Source organism: Bacillus sp. LR_5 (assembly GCF_042709275.1).
The window spans coordinates 1-16,876 of record NZ_JAVAXX010000132.1; the positions used below are offsets into that span (position 1 = coordinate 1).

Annotated in this window: 14 protein-coding genes and 1 other RNA gene; 1 reads left to right on the plus strand and 14 read right to left on the minus strand. The window is 45.9% G+C overall.

Features of this window, described 5'->3' with window-relative positions:
* Positions 1-3: 3 nt before the first annotated feature.
* The 10 genes from alaS to cymR all read right to left on the minus strand — a co-directional run bounded on the left by alaS (position 4) and on the right by cymR (position 10,915).
* Positions 4-2,640, minus strand: coding sequence for an alanine--tRNA ligase (gene alaS / locus RAC86_RS22210; RefSeq protein ID WP_014114603.1), 2,637 nt, complete (start codon positions 2,638-2,640; stop codon positions 4-6).
* Between the two features lie 333 nt (positions 2,641-2,973).
* Entirely contained in the window at positions 2,974-4,035 is a 1,062-nt protein-coding gene (locus RAC86_RS22215; protein ID WP_072566614.1) for an AI-2E family transporter, read from the minus strand.
* Between the two features lie 94 nt (positions 4,036-4,129).
* A complete protein-coding gene (locus tag RAC86_RS22220) occupies positions 4,130-4,261 on the minus strand; it encodes a YrzQ family protein (protein ID WP_003225895.1) in 132 nt (43 codons plus the stop codon).
* Positions 4,262-4,282: 21 nt separating this feature from the next.
* Positions 4,283-4,474 carry a hypothetical protein gene (locus RAC86_RS22225; RefSeq protein WP_003225893.1) on the minus strand — a complete coding sequence of 64 codons (192 nt, stop codon included), beginning with the start codon at positions 4,472-4,474 and terminating at the stop codon, positions 4,283-4,285.
* A gap of 11 nt (positions 4,475-4,485) precedes the next feature.
* A complete protein-coding gene (locus tag RAC86_RS22230; RefSeq protein WP_072566615.1) occupies positions 4,486-5,010 on the minus strand; it encodes a PRC-barrel domain-containing protein in 525 nt (174 codons plus the stop codon).
* A 56-nt stretch (positions 5,011-5,066) separates the two neighbouring features.
* The gene (recD2, locus tag RAC86_RS22235; protein ID WP_072566616.1) at positions 5,067-7,463 is read right to left on the minus strand and encodes an SF1B family DNA helicase RecD2; all 2,397 of its coding nucleotides are present in this window, start codon (positions 7,461-7,463) and stop codon (positions 5,067-5,069) included.
* Positions 7,464-7,488: 25 nt separating this feature from the next.
* Complete coding sequence (locus RAC86_RS22240; RefSeq protein ID WP_236827593.1) at positions 7,489-8,109, minus strand: tetratricopeptide repeat protein; 621 nt, start codon at positions 8,107-8,109, stop codon at positions 7,489-7,491.
* Positions 8,110-8,194: 85 nt separating this feature from the next.
* Positions 8,195-9,310, minus strand: coding sequence for a tRNA 2-thiouridine(34) synthase MnmA (gene mnmA, locus RAC86_RS22245; RefSeq protein WP_072566618.1), 1,116 nt, complete (start codon positions 9,308-9,310; stop codon positions 8,195-8,197).
* Between the two features lie 27 nt (positions 9,311-9,337).
* On the minus strand, positions 9,338-10,480 hold the full coding sequence (locus RAC86_RS22250) for a cysteine desulfurase family protein (RefSeq protein WP_072566619.1): 1,143 nt from the start codon (positions 10,478-10,480) through the stop codon (positions 9,338-9,340).
* Between the two features lie 18 nt (positions 10,481-10,498).
* Positions 10,499-10,915, minus strand: coding sequence for a cysteine metabolism transcriptional regulator CymR (gene cymR, locus RAC86_RS22255; protein ID WP_003225879.1), 417 nt, complete (start codon positions 10,913-10,915; stop codon positions 10,499-10,501).
* A 201-nt stretch (positions 10,916-11,116) separates the two neighbouring features.
* Here cymR and RAC86_RS22260 point away from each other — a divergent pair, with 201 nt between their 5' ends.
* Positions 11,117-12,382, plus strand: a complete 1,266-nt coding sequence (locus tag RAC86_RS22260; protein ID WP_041521021.1) for a replication-associated recombination protein A — start codon at positions 11,117-11,119, stop codon at positions 12,380-12,382.
* Positions 12,383-12,425: 43 nt separating this feature from the next.
* Here RAC86_RS22260 and RAC86_RS22265 read toward each other — a convergent pair whose 3' ends face one another.
* From RAC86_RS22265 to hisS, 4 genes are all read right to left on the minus strand, one after another.
* Complete coding sequence (locus tag RAC86_RS22265; RefSeq protein WP_014114611.1) at positions 12,426-13,190, minus strand: tRNA threonylcarbamoyladenosine dehydratase; 765 nt, start codon at positions 13,188-13,190, stop codon at positions 12,426-12,428.
* A gap of 82 nt (positions 13,191-13,272) precedes the next feature.
* A non-coding RNA gene (gene ssrS, locus RAC86_RS22270) (6S RNA) lies at positions 13,273-13,465 on the minus strand.
* Between the two features lie 61 nt (positions 13,466-13,526).
* Complete coding sequence (aspS, locus tag RAC86_RS22275; RefSeq protein ID WP_061186669.1) at positions 13,527-15,305, minus strand: aspartate--tRNA ligase; 1,779 nt, start codon at positions 15,303-15,305, stop codon at positions 13,527-13,529.
* A gap of 13 nt (positions 15,306-15,318) precedes the next feature.
* Positions 15,319-16,593 carry a histidine--tRNA ligase gene (gene hisS, locus RAC86_RS22280; protein WP_072566620.1) on the minus strand — a complete coding sequence of 425 codons (1,275 nt, stop codon included), beginning with the start codon at positions 16,591-16,593 and terminating at the stop codon, positions 15,319-15,321.
* Between the last annotated feature and the right edge of the window lie 283 nt (positions 16,594-16,876).

The following is a 16,876-nucleotide window of genomic DNA, read 5'->3' on the forward strand; positions in this document are numbered from 1 at the left end:
AAATTATAAAACGGATTTCACCCAATCTTCTACAGAAGCCAAAGCTTCTTCTAATTTTTCCGGCTGTTTGCCGCCTGCCTGTGCCATATCCGGACGGCCTCCGCCGCCTCCGCCGCAAACTTCCGCAGCTTGTTTGACCAGCTTGCCGGCATGTAGGCCTTTCTCAATGAGATCCTTTGTGACTCCGGCAGAGATATTGACTTTATCGTTTTGTACCGCACCAAGCACGATCACCGCAGAGCCAAGCTTTGCTTTGAGTTCATCCACCATTGTACGCAGATGGTTCATATCTTTCGCATTTACTTTTTCCGCAAGCACACTCACGCCGTCAACTTCTTTTACTTTCGACAGAATCGCTCCTGCCTCCACGTTGCCGAGTTTCGCAAGAAGAGATTCATTTTCTCTTTGTGCTTCCTTCAGTTCAGCATGCAGAGCCGCAACCCGTTTCGGCACTTCTTTGATATTTGTTTTCAGCTCGTCAGCAGCCTGCTGTAATACTGAAATCTGGCTGTTCATTTCGACGTAAGCGCCTTGTCCCGTTACAGCTTCAATCCGTCTTGTGCCTGCTCCGATTCCAGATTCAGAAACGATTTTAAACAGACCGATTTCTGCTGTATTTCTGACATGACAGCCGCCGCATAGCTCTAAACTGTAATCTCCGACTTGAACGACCCGGACAATATCGCCGTATTTTTCGCCGAACAGAGCCATCGCGCCCATTTCTTTTGCTTCCGCGATCGGCTTCAAGTCGATGCTGACCGGGATGCTGGCCCAGATCTTTTCGTTTACGATTCTTTCAATTTGCTCAAGCTCTTCTTTTGTCACTTGGCCAAAATGCGAGAAGTCAAAACGAAGACGGTTTTCAGTCACAAGAGATCCTGCCTGATTGACATGAGTTCCTAGAACGTCTTTTAGTGCCTGATGCAATAAATGCGTTGCCGTATGGTTTTTAATGACGCTGCTTCTCATATGGTCTTCAACTTCAGCAGTTACATGCAAGCCTTTTTGTACAGTACCGCTCTCGACAACACCTTCATGCACATGCTGGCCGTTCGGCGCTTTTTGCACATCTTTAACTCTCACTATTGCCTGTTCGCTGCGGAGATAGCCTTTATCCCCGATTTGGCCGCCGCTTTCAGCATAGAATGGTGTTTCATTAAGAATAATTTGTACGCTTTCTCCTTCATGAGCCTCATCAATTAATTGGCCGTCCTGAAGAAGCACAATGACATTGGCATCAGCTTTTGTTTGAGAGTACCCGACAAATGTGCTTTCATCGGTCACCTCGCGTAATGCGCCGCCCTGCACCTGCATGCTGCCGACATCCTGGCGAGCGTTTCTTGCCCGTTCACGCTGCTGATTCATTTCTTCTTCAAAGCCTTTATGGTCAACCGTCATGTTCTCGTCTTCTGCGTATTCTTCAGTCAGCTCAACCGGGAATCCATACGTATCGTACAATTTAAACACGTCAGCACCTGAAATAACGCTGCTGCCCTTGTCTTTTTCTTTTTTGATCATTTCTGACAGGATGGCAAGCCCTTCATTAAGTGTTTCGTGGAAGCGCTCTTCCTCGGTTTTGATGACTTTTGCAATGAAATCCGCTTTCTCTTTCACTTCAGGATAGAAATCAGCCATGATTTCAGCGACAACCGGCACTAAATCGTACATGAACGGACGGTGGATGTTGATCGTTTTGGCATAACGCACAGCCCGGCGCAATAAGCGTCTTAATACATAGCCGCGGCCTTCATTTGACGGAAGCGCTCCGTCACTGACAGCAAAGGCAACCGTTCTGATGTGGTCGGCAATCACTTTAAACGCAGTATCTTTCACATTGTCTGTGCCGTATGTTTCACCGGAAATGGTTTCTGTTGCTTTGATGATTGGAACAAATAAATCGGTATCAAAGTTTGTCGGGACATTCTGGATGACTGATACCATTCTTTCAAGCCCCATGCCCGTATCAATGTTTTTCTTCGGAAGCGGCGTGTACGTACCGTCAGGGTTATGGTTGAACTCAGAGAACACAAGATTCCATACTTCCAGGTAACGGTCGTTTTCTCCGCCTGGGTAAAGCTCCGGATCTTCTGGATCGTTTCCGTATGCCTCACCGCGGTCGTAGAAGATCTCCGTGTTCGGTCCGCTCGGTCCTTCACCGATGTCCCAGAAGTTCCCTTCCAGGCGAATAATTCTTTCCTCAGGAATACCGATTTTTTTCGCCCAGAATTCATACGCCTCTTCATCTTCAGGGTGAACCGTAACAGAGAGAAGCTCTTTGTCGAAACCGATCCACTTGTCACTCGTTAAAAACTCCCACGCCCATGTAATGGCTTCTTCTTTGAAATAATCGCCGATGGAAAAGTTTCCGAGCATTTCAAAGAATGTGTGATGGCGCGCAGTTTTACCTACATTTTCTATATCGTTTGTTCTGATCGCTTTTTGAGCGTTTACGATTCTTGGATTTTCCGGAACAACACGGCCGTCAAAATATTTTTTCAGCGTCGCAACACCGCTGTTGATCCAAAGCAGTGAAGGATCCTCATGAGGCACTAATGACGCGCTCGGCTCTACCGCATGTCCTTTTTCTTTAAAGAAATCCAAAAACATTTGACGCACTTCCGCAGAAGTTAAGTGTTTCATTGTATTTCCTCCTCTATAAAAATCGAAATTCTCTTTAGTGACAGCAAAAAAGCCCTCCCCCTATGCAAACCACGCGTTTACACAGGGACGAGAGCTGTCTCGCGGTACCACCCTGATTACGGGCCTTAACATTCGCCCGTCACCTTTTACCCTGTAACGCAGGATATGCGGCAGTGATTAACTGCACTCAGGATTAGCTTCCTCCGATCTTCTGATAAAGCTCCTTTCAGCTTACGGAGCTTCTCTCTTTAACAGGGCTTCGGCGTACTCAGATCCGTCACTCGAGATTCGTATGTATTCTACGAGAAATTATAGACAAGCTGCACGCCAATGTCAATGCTCCGTCCTCATCCGTAAAAAATGGATCATCATCACTTTTAAAACAGCCGTCGCAGGAACAGCCAGAATCATTCCGACGATTCCCGCAAGCTCTCCTCCGGCAAGCAGTGCAAGCATGATGACGACAGGATGCATTTTAAGGCTTCTGCCGACAATGAACGGACTGAGGATATTCCCTTCCATAAACTGCAGAATAAACACTGTAATCACCACAACAAGAATCGCTTTGACTGAGACCGTCATCGCAATTAAAAGCGCAGGAATCGCTCCGATAAACGGACCAAAATACGGTATGACATTCGTTATCCCAGAAATAAGACCTAAGATCAACGGATACGGAAGTCCGAATATCCAGAACGTAATGCCCGCCATCACGCCGAGAATCAAGCAGACCAGAAGCTGGCCGCGGATGTAATCGCCAAGGGAGTCATCCACATCCCGCAAAAAGGCGCTTCCCCGCTTTCTCCACGACTTCGGGGTCAAGTACCATACTGTCTTTTTCATCAACTCAATATCCTTTACCATATAAAACACGAGAAAAGGAATTGTTGCCGCAATTAAGAAATAATCAAGCACGTTGCGGATCCCGCTGATTGCACCTTCTATCGTTCCCGCAAAAAACGCCTCCGTCTGGCGGATCATTTTATCTATACGATGGTGCATGCCGTCAGGCCAGTCATCAGTATGGTTATGCACATGAAGAAGGAGCCCGTTATACGTTTCGGCAAACATAGGTATATTTTCTGATAAATCCGTCAGCTGCACAATTAAAACAGGCACCCCTTTATACAGCGCCCAGCCAATTCCGCCAAAAAAAAGAACATAAATCACCAGGATGCTCAAAGTCCTCGGCAATCCTTTGCCGTGCAGCCACTCCGTGACCGGAAGTAATAAATAAGAAATAAAAATAGAAATGATTAAGGGAATAAAGATCGTTTTTATGACGAGCCAAAAAGGCGACCATAACATATCAAGCATAAAAAAGACGTAAACTGTTAACAGGACCAGCAAACAAATTGCCACCCACAACAAAAGCTGCACCGGTTTTTGAAGCATCTGCTTTCACCTCTTCTATATCTTTTGAGGAACGGTGGGAATTATTCTCTCTCCTCATAACAAAAAGGATACTCAAAGAGTATCCTTTTTCACATTAAAACATTTTCGTTATTCTTCTTCTCATCCGCTTCATGCTTCGATTATTCAGCATATCGGATTGAGTCGCCATTCGGTACACGAGAGCCCCGGCTCCTAATGCCAAAAGAGAAGTCATCGTCCGATTCATCCTGCGCATCTCCCTTCATGATCAAAAATTGATGCTGCGTTCATCCTCAGAAAACAAATCATCCAAGCTGCTTAACGTTCCGTCCTCTTCCACCTGATGAGTTGCAATCTTCCCTTTCGCGACTGTCAGTTCAATAAAACAACCCCAGCAATAATATTGGTTTACGCCAATTTTCCCGATATCCTTACTTTTGCAGTTCGGGCATATAAGCATATCTCACACCTCTATCCGTTCAGAACGATCTCATCTTTCCGCACCTCGACAAGCGAATCCGCTTTTTGGATCTGGCGCTTGCTTCCCGCCAGGTCAGAAAAGAAACCGTCCGAGAGTTCATATGCTACGATTATGCCCCTGTCCAAACAAAAGTATACATCTTCCAGCATCCCCAATATATCTCCCTCTTGCGATTTCACAAGCTTCATTTTCATCTGCTCGTATGTGAAGCATGACTTCGGAAGAGGCAGAAGCTGGCCAGAACTGACCGAGGCCAATATGCGGTCATCAAGAATGCAAGAGATATCACACGCCCGTAAAAGCGCATGATGATGATGCAAAAACCGTTTTTGTGCAAGAATAAACCCGAGACAATCTCCTGTCAGAGAAAAACAAATATCGGAAATTGTCCCAAGATAACAAGAAGTTCGTTCTGAGTATACTGGGAATCCTTCTATCTCATGGCATGTTCTCAAAGTGTGATCAACCACCTTTTGTTGAACAGGCTTAGGTTTTGCTTTGCGCCTTTGACTCATACGATGAAATCACTTCCACTGCAAATGAAAAAACTCCCGCTAACACGGGAGCCTTTTTACAGCTGTTCTTCTTTCATAAAATCGAATGGTGTAATGCCTTCCATACCAATATTGGCATCGTGCACACTGAACGGGAGCTCTTTTTGCAAAGCCTCAAGCTCGGCATCCATTTCCTCAATCTGTAATGACAGCCTGTTTTTCAAGGAAGTCTGTCTGACAGTTGCGTCATTATTTTTTACGCCCCACTCCAGCGCCTCCTCTTCCCCGCATAAAATGAGAAATTTCTTTGCTCTTGTAATAGCGGTATAAAGAAGGTTTCTTCTGAGCATTCTATAGTAGCCTTTTACAACAGGCAAAACCACAATCGGAAATTCACTTCCCTGCGATTTATGAATAGAGCAGCAATACGCATGGGTAAACTGGTTAAAATCTTTTTTCGTAAATGTCATTTCATTGCCGTCAAAATTAACAACGGCCATGTCTTCTTTTTCTGTATTTTCCTTCGCATAAAATATCGACGTGATTTCGCCAATATCTCCATTGAACACATTGTTTTCCGGCTGATTGACAAGCTGCAAAATTTTATCTCCCGTTCTGTAGACAACATCTCCGAACTTCAATTCTCTCCGTTTTTCTTTAGGAGGATTCAAGATGTCCTGCAGCATCACGTTCAGTTCATTGATGCCTGCTTTCCCTCTGTACATCGGGGCGAGAACCTGTATGTCCTTTGCCGTATAGCCTTTTTTCAATGCATTGGCGACAACCTTTTCGACTACTTCTTTTATTTGCGAGCCACCGCAGCGAATAAAGGAACGGTCCTTCGTCGGGGCAGTCAAATTGTTCGGCAGCAATCCATTTTTCATCTGGTGGGCAAGCTCAACGATTGATGACCCCTCAGCCTGGCGGTAGATGTCTGTCAGTCTCACAGTCGGAATTACCTTAGATGCCAAAAGGTCTCTCAGCACTTGGCCCGGACCGACAGAAGGCAGTTGATCTTCATCTCCGACAATGATGATTTGAATATGATCAGGGATCGCCTTGAACAAGTGGTTCGCCAGCCATATATCAAGCATGCTGGCTTCATCGATAATTAACAGCTTTCCTTCGATCGGCTGATCCTCTGTATGGGTAAAGCCTTCAGCGCCGTTCCAGCCAAGCAGCCTGTGTATCGTGACTGCCGGAAGACCCGTTGATTCACTCATCCGTTTCGCCGCTCTTCCTGTCGGTGCGGCCAATACAACCGGAAAAGCTTCATCCTTTTTATAAGCTGACGGGTCTAGTGACACGCCGTGAAGCTCTCCGTATAGTTCGACAATTCCTCTGATTACCGTCGTTTTCCCTGTTCCCGGGCCTCCCGTTAAAAGAAGCATTGGTGAGGAAAGGGCTTTTTGAATCGCTTCCTTCTGGCTCGGGGCATACTGAACATTCATCCGTTCTTCCAGTTCTCCTAAAGCGAGCAGAAATTCTGATTCAGGAAACTGGTCATCATATTCGGTTTGGCTTGCGATATGTTTCACACGCTTTGCAACGTTTTGTTCTGCGTAAAACAGCGATGGAAAATAACAGCGGCCGTCTTCTATGACAATGTCTTTATTTTCTCCAAGGGCAATAATCGCGTTAGCGGCATCCATTTCTGTGATGCGCTGTCCTTCCCTTGCTGACTGGTTCAACAGTGATTGGGTGTCGATAATCAGCTGCTCCGTTTCTATGTACGTATGCCCTTCTGACAGACAAGTCGTTTCAAGCGTGTACAAAATGGCGGCTTTTACCCGCTCAGGATGATTACCCGAAAGTCCCATTCTGCTGCCAAGCTCATCCGCTTTCCCAAACCCAATCCCTTCTACATCTTTCACAAGCTGATAAGGGTTTTCCTGAATCTTTTCAAGCGTCTCGGATTCATAGGCCTGATAGATTTTCATAGACAGCTGAGGGCCAAAGCCGAACTGATTCAGGGAAATCATGATTTGCTCAAGTCCCTGATGCCGCTGCAAAGCGCCGGCTAGCGTATCAGCTTTCTTTTTTGACAGTCTCGGAACATCATAAAGCACTGAAGCGTCGGCCAAAATTTTATTAATGGCACTGTCGCCCAGCTTTTTCACAATTTCTTCAGCTGTTTTTTTGCCGATTCCCTCGAACAAATCACTCGATAAATACTGAATGATGCCTTCCTTAGTCGTCGGGATCTCCTTTTTGAAATGCTCCGCCTGAAATTGGAGCCCGAATTTTGGATGGGTTACGATCTTTCCGTAAAACGTGTAGGTCTCTTCTTCTTGAAGCGCAGGGAAGTAGCCCGTCACGGATACGGCTTTATCTTCAATCGCTTCGGAGGTCTCTGTGACTTTTACTTTCAGAACCGTATATAAATTGGTGTCGTTATGATAGATGACTGTGTTGACTGTCCCCTTTAAATAGGGCTCTTCCTCCAGTTTAAGCTGATCCGGATGCTGCTGCACGAGCTTTTCCCTCCTCCTGTGCCTGTTATGATGGGTCGATTAGTTTTTTAGCATGAAGCGCAAGCATATGATCTGGCTGGATGTCGATCGCCTTGTCCAGCATTTCCAGTGCTTTTTCTCGATTTTCTTTATAAGCATAAGCAACACCCGCATTATAAAATGCATCGGCGTGGTCCGGATCCTGCTCTGTTACAGCTGCGAATTGGCTGAGCGCTTCGTCCAGCATGCCCTCGTTCGCTAAGCACATCCCAAATTGAAAGCGCGCTTCCGTATCATTTTCATTCAGTTCGACCGCTCTTTGTAAATACGGCAATGCAAGCTTAGGCTGTTCGAGCTTGACAAGAACCGTTCCGAGCATGTAAAACAGGTCGCCGTTTTCCATCCCGGCTCGAAATGCTTTTTCAAACATGTCTTTCGCTTCTTTGTACATTTCTTTTACAACATAGACATTTCCTGCTCCATAATAAGCAGTGGCTGCGTTATTGTCTAATTCAAGCGCTTTATCATAAAACGCAAGCGCCCGTTCCAGCTCGTTTACGGATGAAAGCAGGTTAGCAAAATTGATATAAGGAATCGCGTCTTCTTTATTTTCTTCAATCGCTTTTGTAAATGCCTCTGCCGCTTTCTCGTAATCGCCTTCCTGCATCGCCTCTATACCGAGTTGATTATAATCCACCGATCATCTTCCTTTCATTAAAAAACCCCAACTCAGTGTTGAGGTTTTTCATCTTTTATACGTACCACAATTTTGTTCCGTCTTTGTACACATCATCAATTGTTCCGCCGCCAAGGCATTCTTCGCCGTCATAGAAGACAACGGCTTGTCCAGGCGTTACAGCGCGGACTTGTTCATCAAAGATGACTTCCGCTTCGCCTTCACCTGTCATGCGCACCGTTACTTTATGATCTTCTTGGCGGTAACGGAATTTTGCCGTGCAGGCAATCTCTTCGCCCTTCATGATATCCGAACGAACCCAGCTGATATTTGTTGCTGTGATTTTGTCGGAATAAAGAAGCGGGTTATGGAACCCTTGATCCACGTAGAGAATGTTTTTTTCAAGATCTTTACCAACTGCAAACCACGGCTCGCCGCTTCCACCGATGCCAAGGCCGTGACGCTGTCCGATCGTGTAGTACATTAACCCGTCGTGGCGTCCTTTTACTTCTCCGTCCATCGTCATCATATCGCCCGGCTGTGCAGGGAGGTATTGGCTGAGAAACGTTTTGAAGTTGCGTTCGCCGATAAAACAGATGCCCGTACTGTCTTTTTTCGTCGCTGTTGCAAGATCTGCTTCTTTGGCAATTTCACGCACACGGCTTTTTTGAAGCTCGCCGATCGGGAACATGACTTTGCTTAGCGTATCTTCTGTCAGCTGATTCAAGAAGTACGTTTGATCCTTGTTTTCATCAATGCCGCGCAGCATTCTGACTTTGCCGCCGCTTCTGTCTACCCTTGCATAGTGGCCAGTCGCTAAATAATCAGCGCCAAGTGACAGGGCGTGCTCCAAAAATGCCTTGAATTTAATTTCTTTGTTGCACAGCACATCCGGGTTTGGTGTTCTGCCTGCTTTATATTCATCAAGGAAGTATTGAAATACCTTGTCGTAATATTGCTTTTCAAAATTTACGGCATAGTACGGAATTCCGATTTGGTTGCAGACGCGGATCACATCTTCATAATCCTCTGTCGCCGTGCAAAAACCGTTTTCGTCCGTATCATCCCAGTTTTTCATAAAGATTCCGATTACATCATAGCCCTGTTCTTTTAACAGCAGAGCCGCCACAGATGAGTCCACTCCGCCGGACATGCCGACGACGACTCTAGTATCTTCCGGCCGTTTTTCCATTTCATTCACTCCAATAACTAAGCCGCCTTATTGTGTGAGCCGTTTTACAACGTCAGCCACATGTTTGGCAGCAGTTTTCACTTGCTCAGCCGTATTGCCGAGGCCGAAGCTGATCCGAATCGAGGACGTCAGCCGGTCACTTTCTTCTCCGAACATGGCAGTCAGAACATGTGACGGCAGGACTGAACCGGCCGTGCACGCTGATCCGCTTGAGACAGCGACTCCCGCCATGTCAAGATTCACCAGCAGGGCTTCCACTGATACACCGGGGAAATAAAGATTCAGAACATGCGGCAGACTATGCTCTTTGTCCCCGTTAATCTCGAATGCCACACCGGCATTTTCAAGCGTGTCAGCAATGATAGCTTTAAACGATTGATACTTCTCGTTTTTTTCGTCCCGTTCTTCACTTGACAGCTTGATAGCTTCTTTCAGCCCGACAATGCCGGGAACATTTTCTGTTCCGGCCCGGCGTTTTCTTTCTTGCTCTCCTCCGAATAAGAGCGGGGAAAGTTTCACATCTTTACTTGCATATAAAAAGCCTGTCCCTTTTGGCCCGTTGAGCTTGTGCCCAGAAACAGACAGAAGGTCAATATGGCTGTTTTTTACGTCAATTGACAGCAATCCGAATGCCTGAACAGCATCGGTATGAAAATATGACTGGTGTTCCTTCAGCAGCTCACCGATTTCATCGATCGGCTGCACTGTTCCGACTTCATTATTTCCATACATCACTGTCACAAGGATTGTATCATCACGCAGTGCTTCTTTCACCTGTTTTGCACTGACTCTTCCATTTTGGTCAACGTCTAGATACGTTACTTCAAATCCGTCTTCCTCGAGTTTTTCACATGTGTGAAGCACAGCGTGATGCTCAATTTTTGTCGTGATGATATGTCTGCCCAGATCTTTTCTTGCAAGCGCGGTTCCCATAATCGCCAAGTTATCGGCTTCCGTTCCCCCGCTTGTAAAAATGATCTCCTGCTCTGCCGCTCCGATTTCTGCTGCAATCTGCGCTCTTGCTTCATCCACCCATTTTCGAGATTCTCTTCCAAATGAATGAATACTGGATGGATTGCCGAAATTGCCGGAGAAATGCGGTATCATTTTTTCCAGCACACGCTCATCCATCGGAGACGTTGCGGCATGATCTAAATAAATCCGTTCCATTATGTTTACACCTCTGATCTAAATATAGAACATATAAGCTTCTTGCTCTCCGTCTGTATAGCTGGCAAGATCCTCTAATGTTGTACTGTCTAAAACCTCTTTCACGGCATCCCGTATGCGAATCCAGAGCTCGCGCTTGGCAGGCTCCTCGTCTTCCAGCACTTCAACAGGACTGATCGGCCCCTCGAGTACACGGATAATATCTCCCGCCGTAATCGCATCCGGCTCGCTGCCTAATACATATCCGCCATATGCGCCTCTGATGCTTTTCACTAAACCGGCATTTCTGAGCGGCGATACCAGCTGCTCCAAATAATGCTCGGACAAATTATTCGTCTGTGCGATGCTTTTTAATGAAGTCGGGCCTTCACCATGCTTTTTTGCAAGCTCGATCATAATCGTGAGACCGTATCTTCCCTTAGTTGATATTTTCAACATGAACACCTCTGTTATTTCATGATTTTCCACATTTATAATGGTAATTTCTATATGATTCGTCCGTTTATTATCTAATAGACCAACTGTTATTATAACATACCTTCAGCTAATTTTCATTGAGGCAGGCGGAAACGGGCCTTCCCCCTTTTCTAATGTCCGCTTTTCCGTTACCCTGTAATTAAGTAAGGAGAGATGATGATGAAGCCATTGGCATATCGGATGCGTCCGACAAAAATAGAGGATATTATCGGCCAGCAGCATCTGGTGGCTGAAGATAAAATTATCGGCAGAATGGTTCAGGCAAAACATTTGTCATCCATGATTTTGTACGGACCGCCCGGGATTGGAAAAACATCAATCGCAACAGCAATCGCCGGTTCAACAAGTATTGCTTTTCGAAAGCTCAATGCTGTCATTAACAATAAAAAAGATATGGAAATCGTAGCCCAGGAAGCTAAAATGTCAGGCCAGGTGATTTTGATTCTGGATGAAGTTCACAGGCTGGATAAAGGGAAGCAAGATTTTCTTTTGCCCTATTTAGAAAACGGGATGATCATTTTGATTGGAGCAACCACGGCAAACCCATATCATGCCATTAATCCGGCGATCAGAAGCCGGACACAGATCTTTGAGCTTGAACCGTTAACACCGGAACTGATTAAACAGGCTCTGGAACGTGCGCTTCATGATGAGCATCGGGGCCTTGGCACATATTCTGTATCCATCGATGATCAGGCGATGGAGCATTTTGCCCGCGGATGCGGAGGAGATGTCCGCTCCGCTTTAAATGCGCTTGAGCTGGCCGTCTTGTCAACGAAGGAGTCAGCCGACGGCGTGATTCATATTACATTAGAAACCGCGGAGGAATGTTTGCAGAAAAAGAGCTTTTCTCACGATAAAGATGGTGATGCGCATTATGATGTATTGTCCGCTTTTCAAAAATCGATCCGCGGCTCTGATGCCAACGCCGCTCTTCACTATTTGGCAAGATTAATTGAAGCCGGTGATCTGGAAAGCATCGCAAGACGACTGCTTGTCATCGCATATGAAGATATCGGCTTAGCAAGCCCGCAGGCCGGTCCAAGAGTGCTGCACGCTATTCAGACCGCGGAGCGAGTCGGATTTCCCGAAGCGCGAATCCCGCTGGCCAACGCAGTCATTGAACTTTGCCTCTCACCAAAATCAAACTCAGCCATTCTGGCAATCGATGAGGCGCTTGCAGATATCAGAGCCGGAAAAATCGGGGATGTTCCGAAGCATTTAAAAGACGCGCATTATAAAGGAGCTCAGGAATTAGGAAGAGGAATCGACTATAAATACCCGCACAATTACGACAACGGATGGGTCGAACAGCAATATCTCCCTGATCCTTTAAAGAACAAGCAATATTACAAGCCGAAACAGACAGGAAAGTTCGAGTCCGCCTTAAAGCAGGTGTATGACAAATTAATAAAAAGAAAATAAAACAAAAACAGCCTTGCGAATAATCAAGGCTGTTTCTTATGCGTTATTTATCCTTCACGCGTTTGATATCAATGTCTTTCAAAAGATCCATGACAACATGTCCGCCCATAATCAAACCGGCAACTGACGGCACAAAAGCATTAGAGGATGGCGGCATTTTTGCTTTGCGGATTTTCGCTTCGTCATTCCCCACTTCTTTTCTGACATCTTCCCGAATGACAATCGGGCTTTCGTCAGAGAAAATCACTTGGACGCCCTTTTTGATGCCCTCTTTACGTAATCTCGTACGGACGACCTTCGCAATTGGATCAGTGTGCGTTTTTGAAATATCAGCGATTTGGAAGCGTGTCGGATCCGTTTTATTCGCGGCACCCATGCTGGAGATGAGCGGAATATCCCGTTTCAAACATTCTTTCATTAAATGGATTTTGTAATGGATAGTGTCTGACGCATCAATGACATAGTCAATATTATATTCAAAAAATTGCTCATACGTTTCTTCCGTATAGAACATTTTTAACGCGATCACTTCACACTCAGGGTTAATGTCTGCGATCCGCGCTTTCATTAAATCAACTTTCGGCTGTCCGACTGTTGAAAGAAGCGCGTGAAGCTGACGGTTTACATTTGTAATGTCCACATCATCTTTGTCGACAAGCAGAATGCGGCCGACGCCTGACCGCGCGAGAGCTTCCGCCGCGAACGATCCGACTCCGCCGACCCCAAGCACAGCAACCGTGCTGTTTTTCAGCGTTTCAAGGCCTTCTTTTCCGATAGCTAATTCATTGCGTGAAAACTGGTGTAACAAGAACCTCACTCCACATTCGTATTCTGGTTTCATCTATAAAATGGCTGATCCATGAGCAGCCGATTTTTCTGCGCACAAAAAATAAAGTCCCAATAGTGCCGTTGCAGCTTTCCTTTGTTTTGAACCCGCTCTCAGCAGGTGGGTGCCCTCTTTTAAACCTTGTAAGTCCTCTTTACCGAATGAAAAGAGGCATGTACGCCATTTAAAAATGCGGGCTCCCAAATCAAAAAAATGTTCGGTCAAAACTAGGTGTACAACTAACACATCAGGACTTTATTTAACTTGTCAAAATCATATCACAGACGATTTTGATTTTCAAGAATCGAACTGCTCAATTTAGTTCTTAACTTTTTTCTTGATAGAAAGATGAAGCTCATCAAGCTGGGCGTCGCTTACTTCCCCTGGCGCTTCTGTCATCAGGCAGCTTGCGCTTGCGGTTTTCGGGAATGCAATTGTATCTCTTAGGTTCGTACGTCCTGCGAGAAGCATGACGAGACGGTCTAAGCCGAGCGCGATTCCGCCGTGCGGAGGAGCGCCGTATTCAAATGCTTCCAGTAAGAATCCGAACTGCTCAGCCGCTTCTTCTTGGGAGAAGCCGAGGAGCGCAAACATTTTTTCCTGAATATCCTTTTCGAAAATACGGATCGAACCGCCGCCAAGCTCATAGCCGTTTAAGACGAGGTCATAGGCTTGTGCTTTCATGTCTTCAGGCGCTGTTTCAATCAACTCAAGGTCTTCACGGACAGGCATTGTGAACGGATGGTGGGCTGCGTAAAAACGGCCTTCCTCCGCATCATGCTCTAAGAGCGGCCAGTCGATGACCCATAAGAAATTGAACAGGTTTTCGTCAATCAGCCCTCGTTCTTTCCCAAGCTTTAAGCGCAGGGCGCCGAGTGATGCGGCTACAACTTCGAATTTATCCGCTCCGAATAGCAGCAAATCACCTTCAGCAGCATCAAGTGCTTCAATCAGCTTAGACTGCTTTTCATCATCAAAGAATTTGGCGATCGGGCCTTTCACTCCGTCTGCCTCTACTTTCACCCAGGCAAGTCCTTTCGCCCCGTAGTTAGCTGCAAAAGCGCCAAGAGCGTCGATGTCTTTTCTGGAGTAATCGCCGGCTCCGCCTTTTACATTGATGGCTTTTACCACACCGCCGTTTGCCACAGCGGATGAGAATACTTTAAATTCTGTGTCCTTCACAATGTCAGATACATCTGTCAAAAGCATATCAAAACGCGTATCCGGTTTATCCGAACCATAACTGTTCATCGCCTCGTCATACGTCATACGAGGAAGAGGAAGCTTGAGTTCCACACCTTTTGTTTCACGCATAATCTTTGCCATCATATCTTCAGCCAATGACATAATGTCTTCCTGGCTCATAAAGGACATTTCAATATCGATCTGCGTAAACTCAGGCTGGCGGTCTGCACGCAAGTCTTCATCGCGGAAACAGCGGGCAATCTGATAATAGCGTTCAATGCCGGATACCATCAGAAGCTGTTTAAATAGCTGCGGAGACTGAGGCAGTGCATAGAATTCACCTTCGTGCACACGGCTCGGCACCAAGTAGTCACGTGCGCCCTCAGGTGTGCTTTTGGTTAAAATCGGCGTTTCAATATCAAGAAACCCGTTATCATCTAAAAAGCTGCGGACAGCTTTCGTCACGTTATGTCGCATCTGCATCGTTTGAAACATAGCTGGTCTGCGCAAATCTAAGTAACGGTGTTTTAAACGGACGTCCTCTGATACGTCTTCAGCTTGATCAGAAATCGCAAACGGAGGTGTCTTTGCAGCACTTAATACGGTCACTCCATCAGCGTGAATTTCGATCGCGCCTGTTTTCAAATTCGCATTGACTGTGCCTTCTTCACGCGCCACCACTTTTCCTTGAATATCAAGCACGTATTCGTTTCTGATGCCTTCCGCAATAGCAAGCGCTTCTTTTGACACATCAGGATTAAACACGACTTGAACAATTCCTGTACGGTCACGTAAGTCAATAAAAATCAATCCGCCGAGATCCCGTCTTTTTTGGACCCAGCCTTTTAGCGTTACAGATTCACCGATTGCTTTTTCAGTTATATCACCGCAATAATATGTTCTTCCAAACAATACATTCCACTCCTTATCCCTTTTGGTTTGCCTTCATCACATGTATAAATTCATCAAGTGCCACTTCAATCTGTTCGCCCGTCTGTGCATCCTTAACATTGATTTTATTTTGGGCAAGCTCATCTTCACCCAAAATCGCAATAAATCTGGCATTCAGGCGGTCAGCTGTTTTAAACTGGCCTTTCATTTTCTTATTTTCATAATCGATTTCGCTGGAAATGCCTGCTTCTCTCAGTTTGTAAACCAATGAAACAGAATAATCCTTGGCTTTTTCGCCGAGTGTGACGATATAGCAGTCGATTCCCTGATCAACAGGCAGCTCTCTTTTTTCAGCATCAATTGCGGCAAGCAGGCGTTCAATACTCATCGCAAATCCGATGCCCGGCGCTTCAGGACCGCCGATTTGTTCGACAAGTCCGTCGTAGCGTCCGCCGCCGGCAAGTGTCGTAATCGCGCCAAAGCCCTCCGCATTGCTCATGATTTCAAATGCGGTATGGTTGTAATAATCCAGCCCTCTCACAAGGTTAGAGTCAATTTCATACGAAATGCCAAGATCGTTTAAGTATTGTTTCACTTTCTCAAAATAAGCGGCTGATTCTTCATTTAAATATGTCAGAATCGAAGGTGCCGATTTCATCAGCTCATGATTGCGGTCTTTTTTGCAATCCAAGATTCTGAGCGGGTTTGTGTGCAGCCGTGACTGGCAGTCTGAACAAAACTCTTCGATGCGAGGCTCAAAATGTTTTATGAGCGCTTCTCTGTAGCTTTTGCGGCTTTCTTGGTCGCCGAGGCTGTTTATGACAAGCTTAACGTTTTGCAAGCCTGCTTTTTGATAAATACTCATCGCTAGCGCCATTACTTCGGCATCGATTGCAGGATCTTTCGAGCCTATCGCTTCAATTCCAAACTGATAAAACTGGCGGTAGCGGCCCGTCTGCGGACGTTCATAACGGAACATCGGCCCGACATAATAAAGCTTTGTCGGCTGGACAGGATTTGCGAATAGCTTGTTTTCATTAAAAGCGCGAACCGCCGCTGCTGTTCCTTCCGGACGAAGCGTCAGGCTTCTGCCTTTTCGGTCCTGAAAAGTATACATTTCTTTTTGTACGATATCCGTCGATTCTCCGACGCCTCTGGCAAACAGTTCTGTATGCTCAAAAATCGGTGTGCGGATTTCTTTATATTGATAAGTGCGGCAAGTGTCTCTCATAATTTGTTCAACAAACTGCCAGCGACCTGATTCTCCAGGCAGAATATCCTGTGTTCCTCTTGGAATGCTATATCCCATATGTAGACCTCCTTATGTATTCCTTATAAAATATACAATGATCGGTAATGATGAAAATGAAAAAAACTCTCGTCCCTACTATACATGTATAGTAGGGACGAGAGTTATACCCGTGGTGCCACCCTAGTTGGAATATGTTCATATTCCCGCTCGATCCTTTAACGCAGGTTCACGTTCACTGCCTAATGACGGGATTAACGCGTTCAGCAGGAAACCTCCGGAGTGTTGTTTCGAGAAAGACGCAATGGGATCCGCTTTCAGCCTGGGGCGGTTCCTCTCTAGC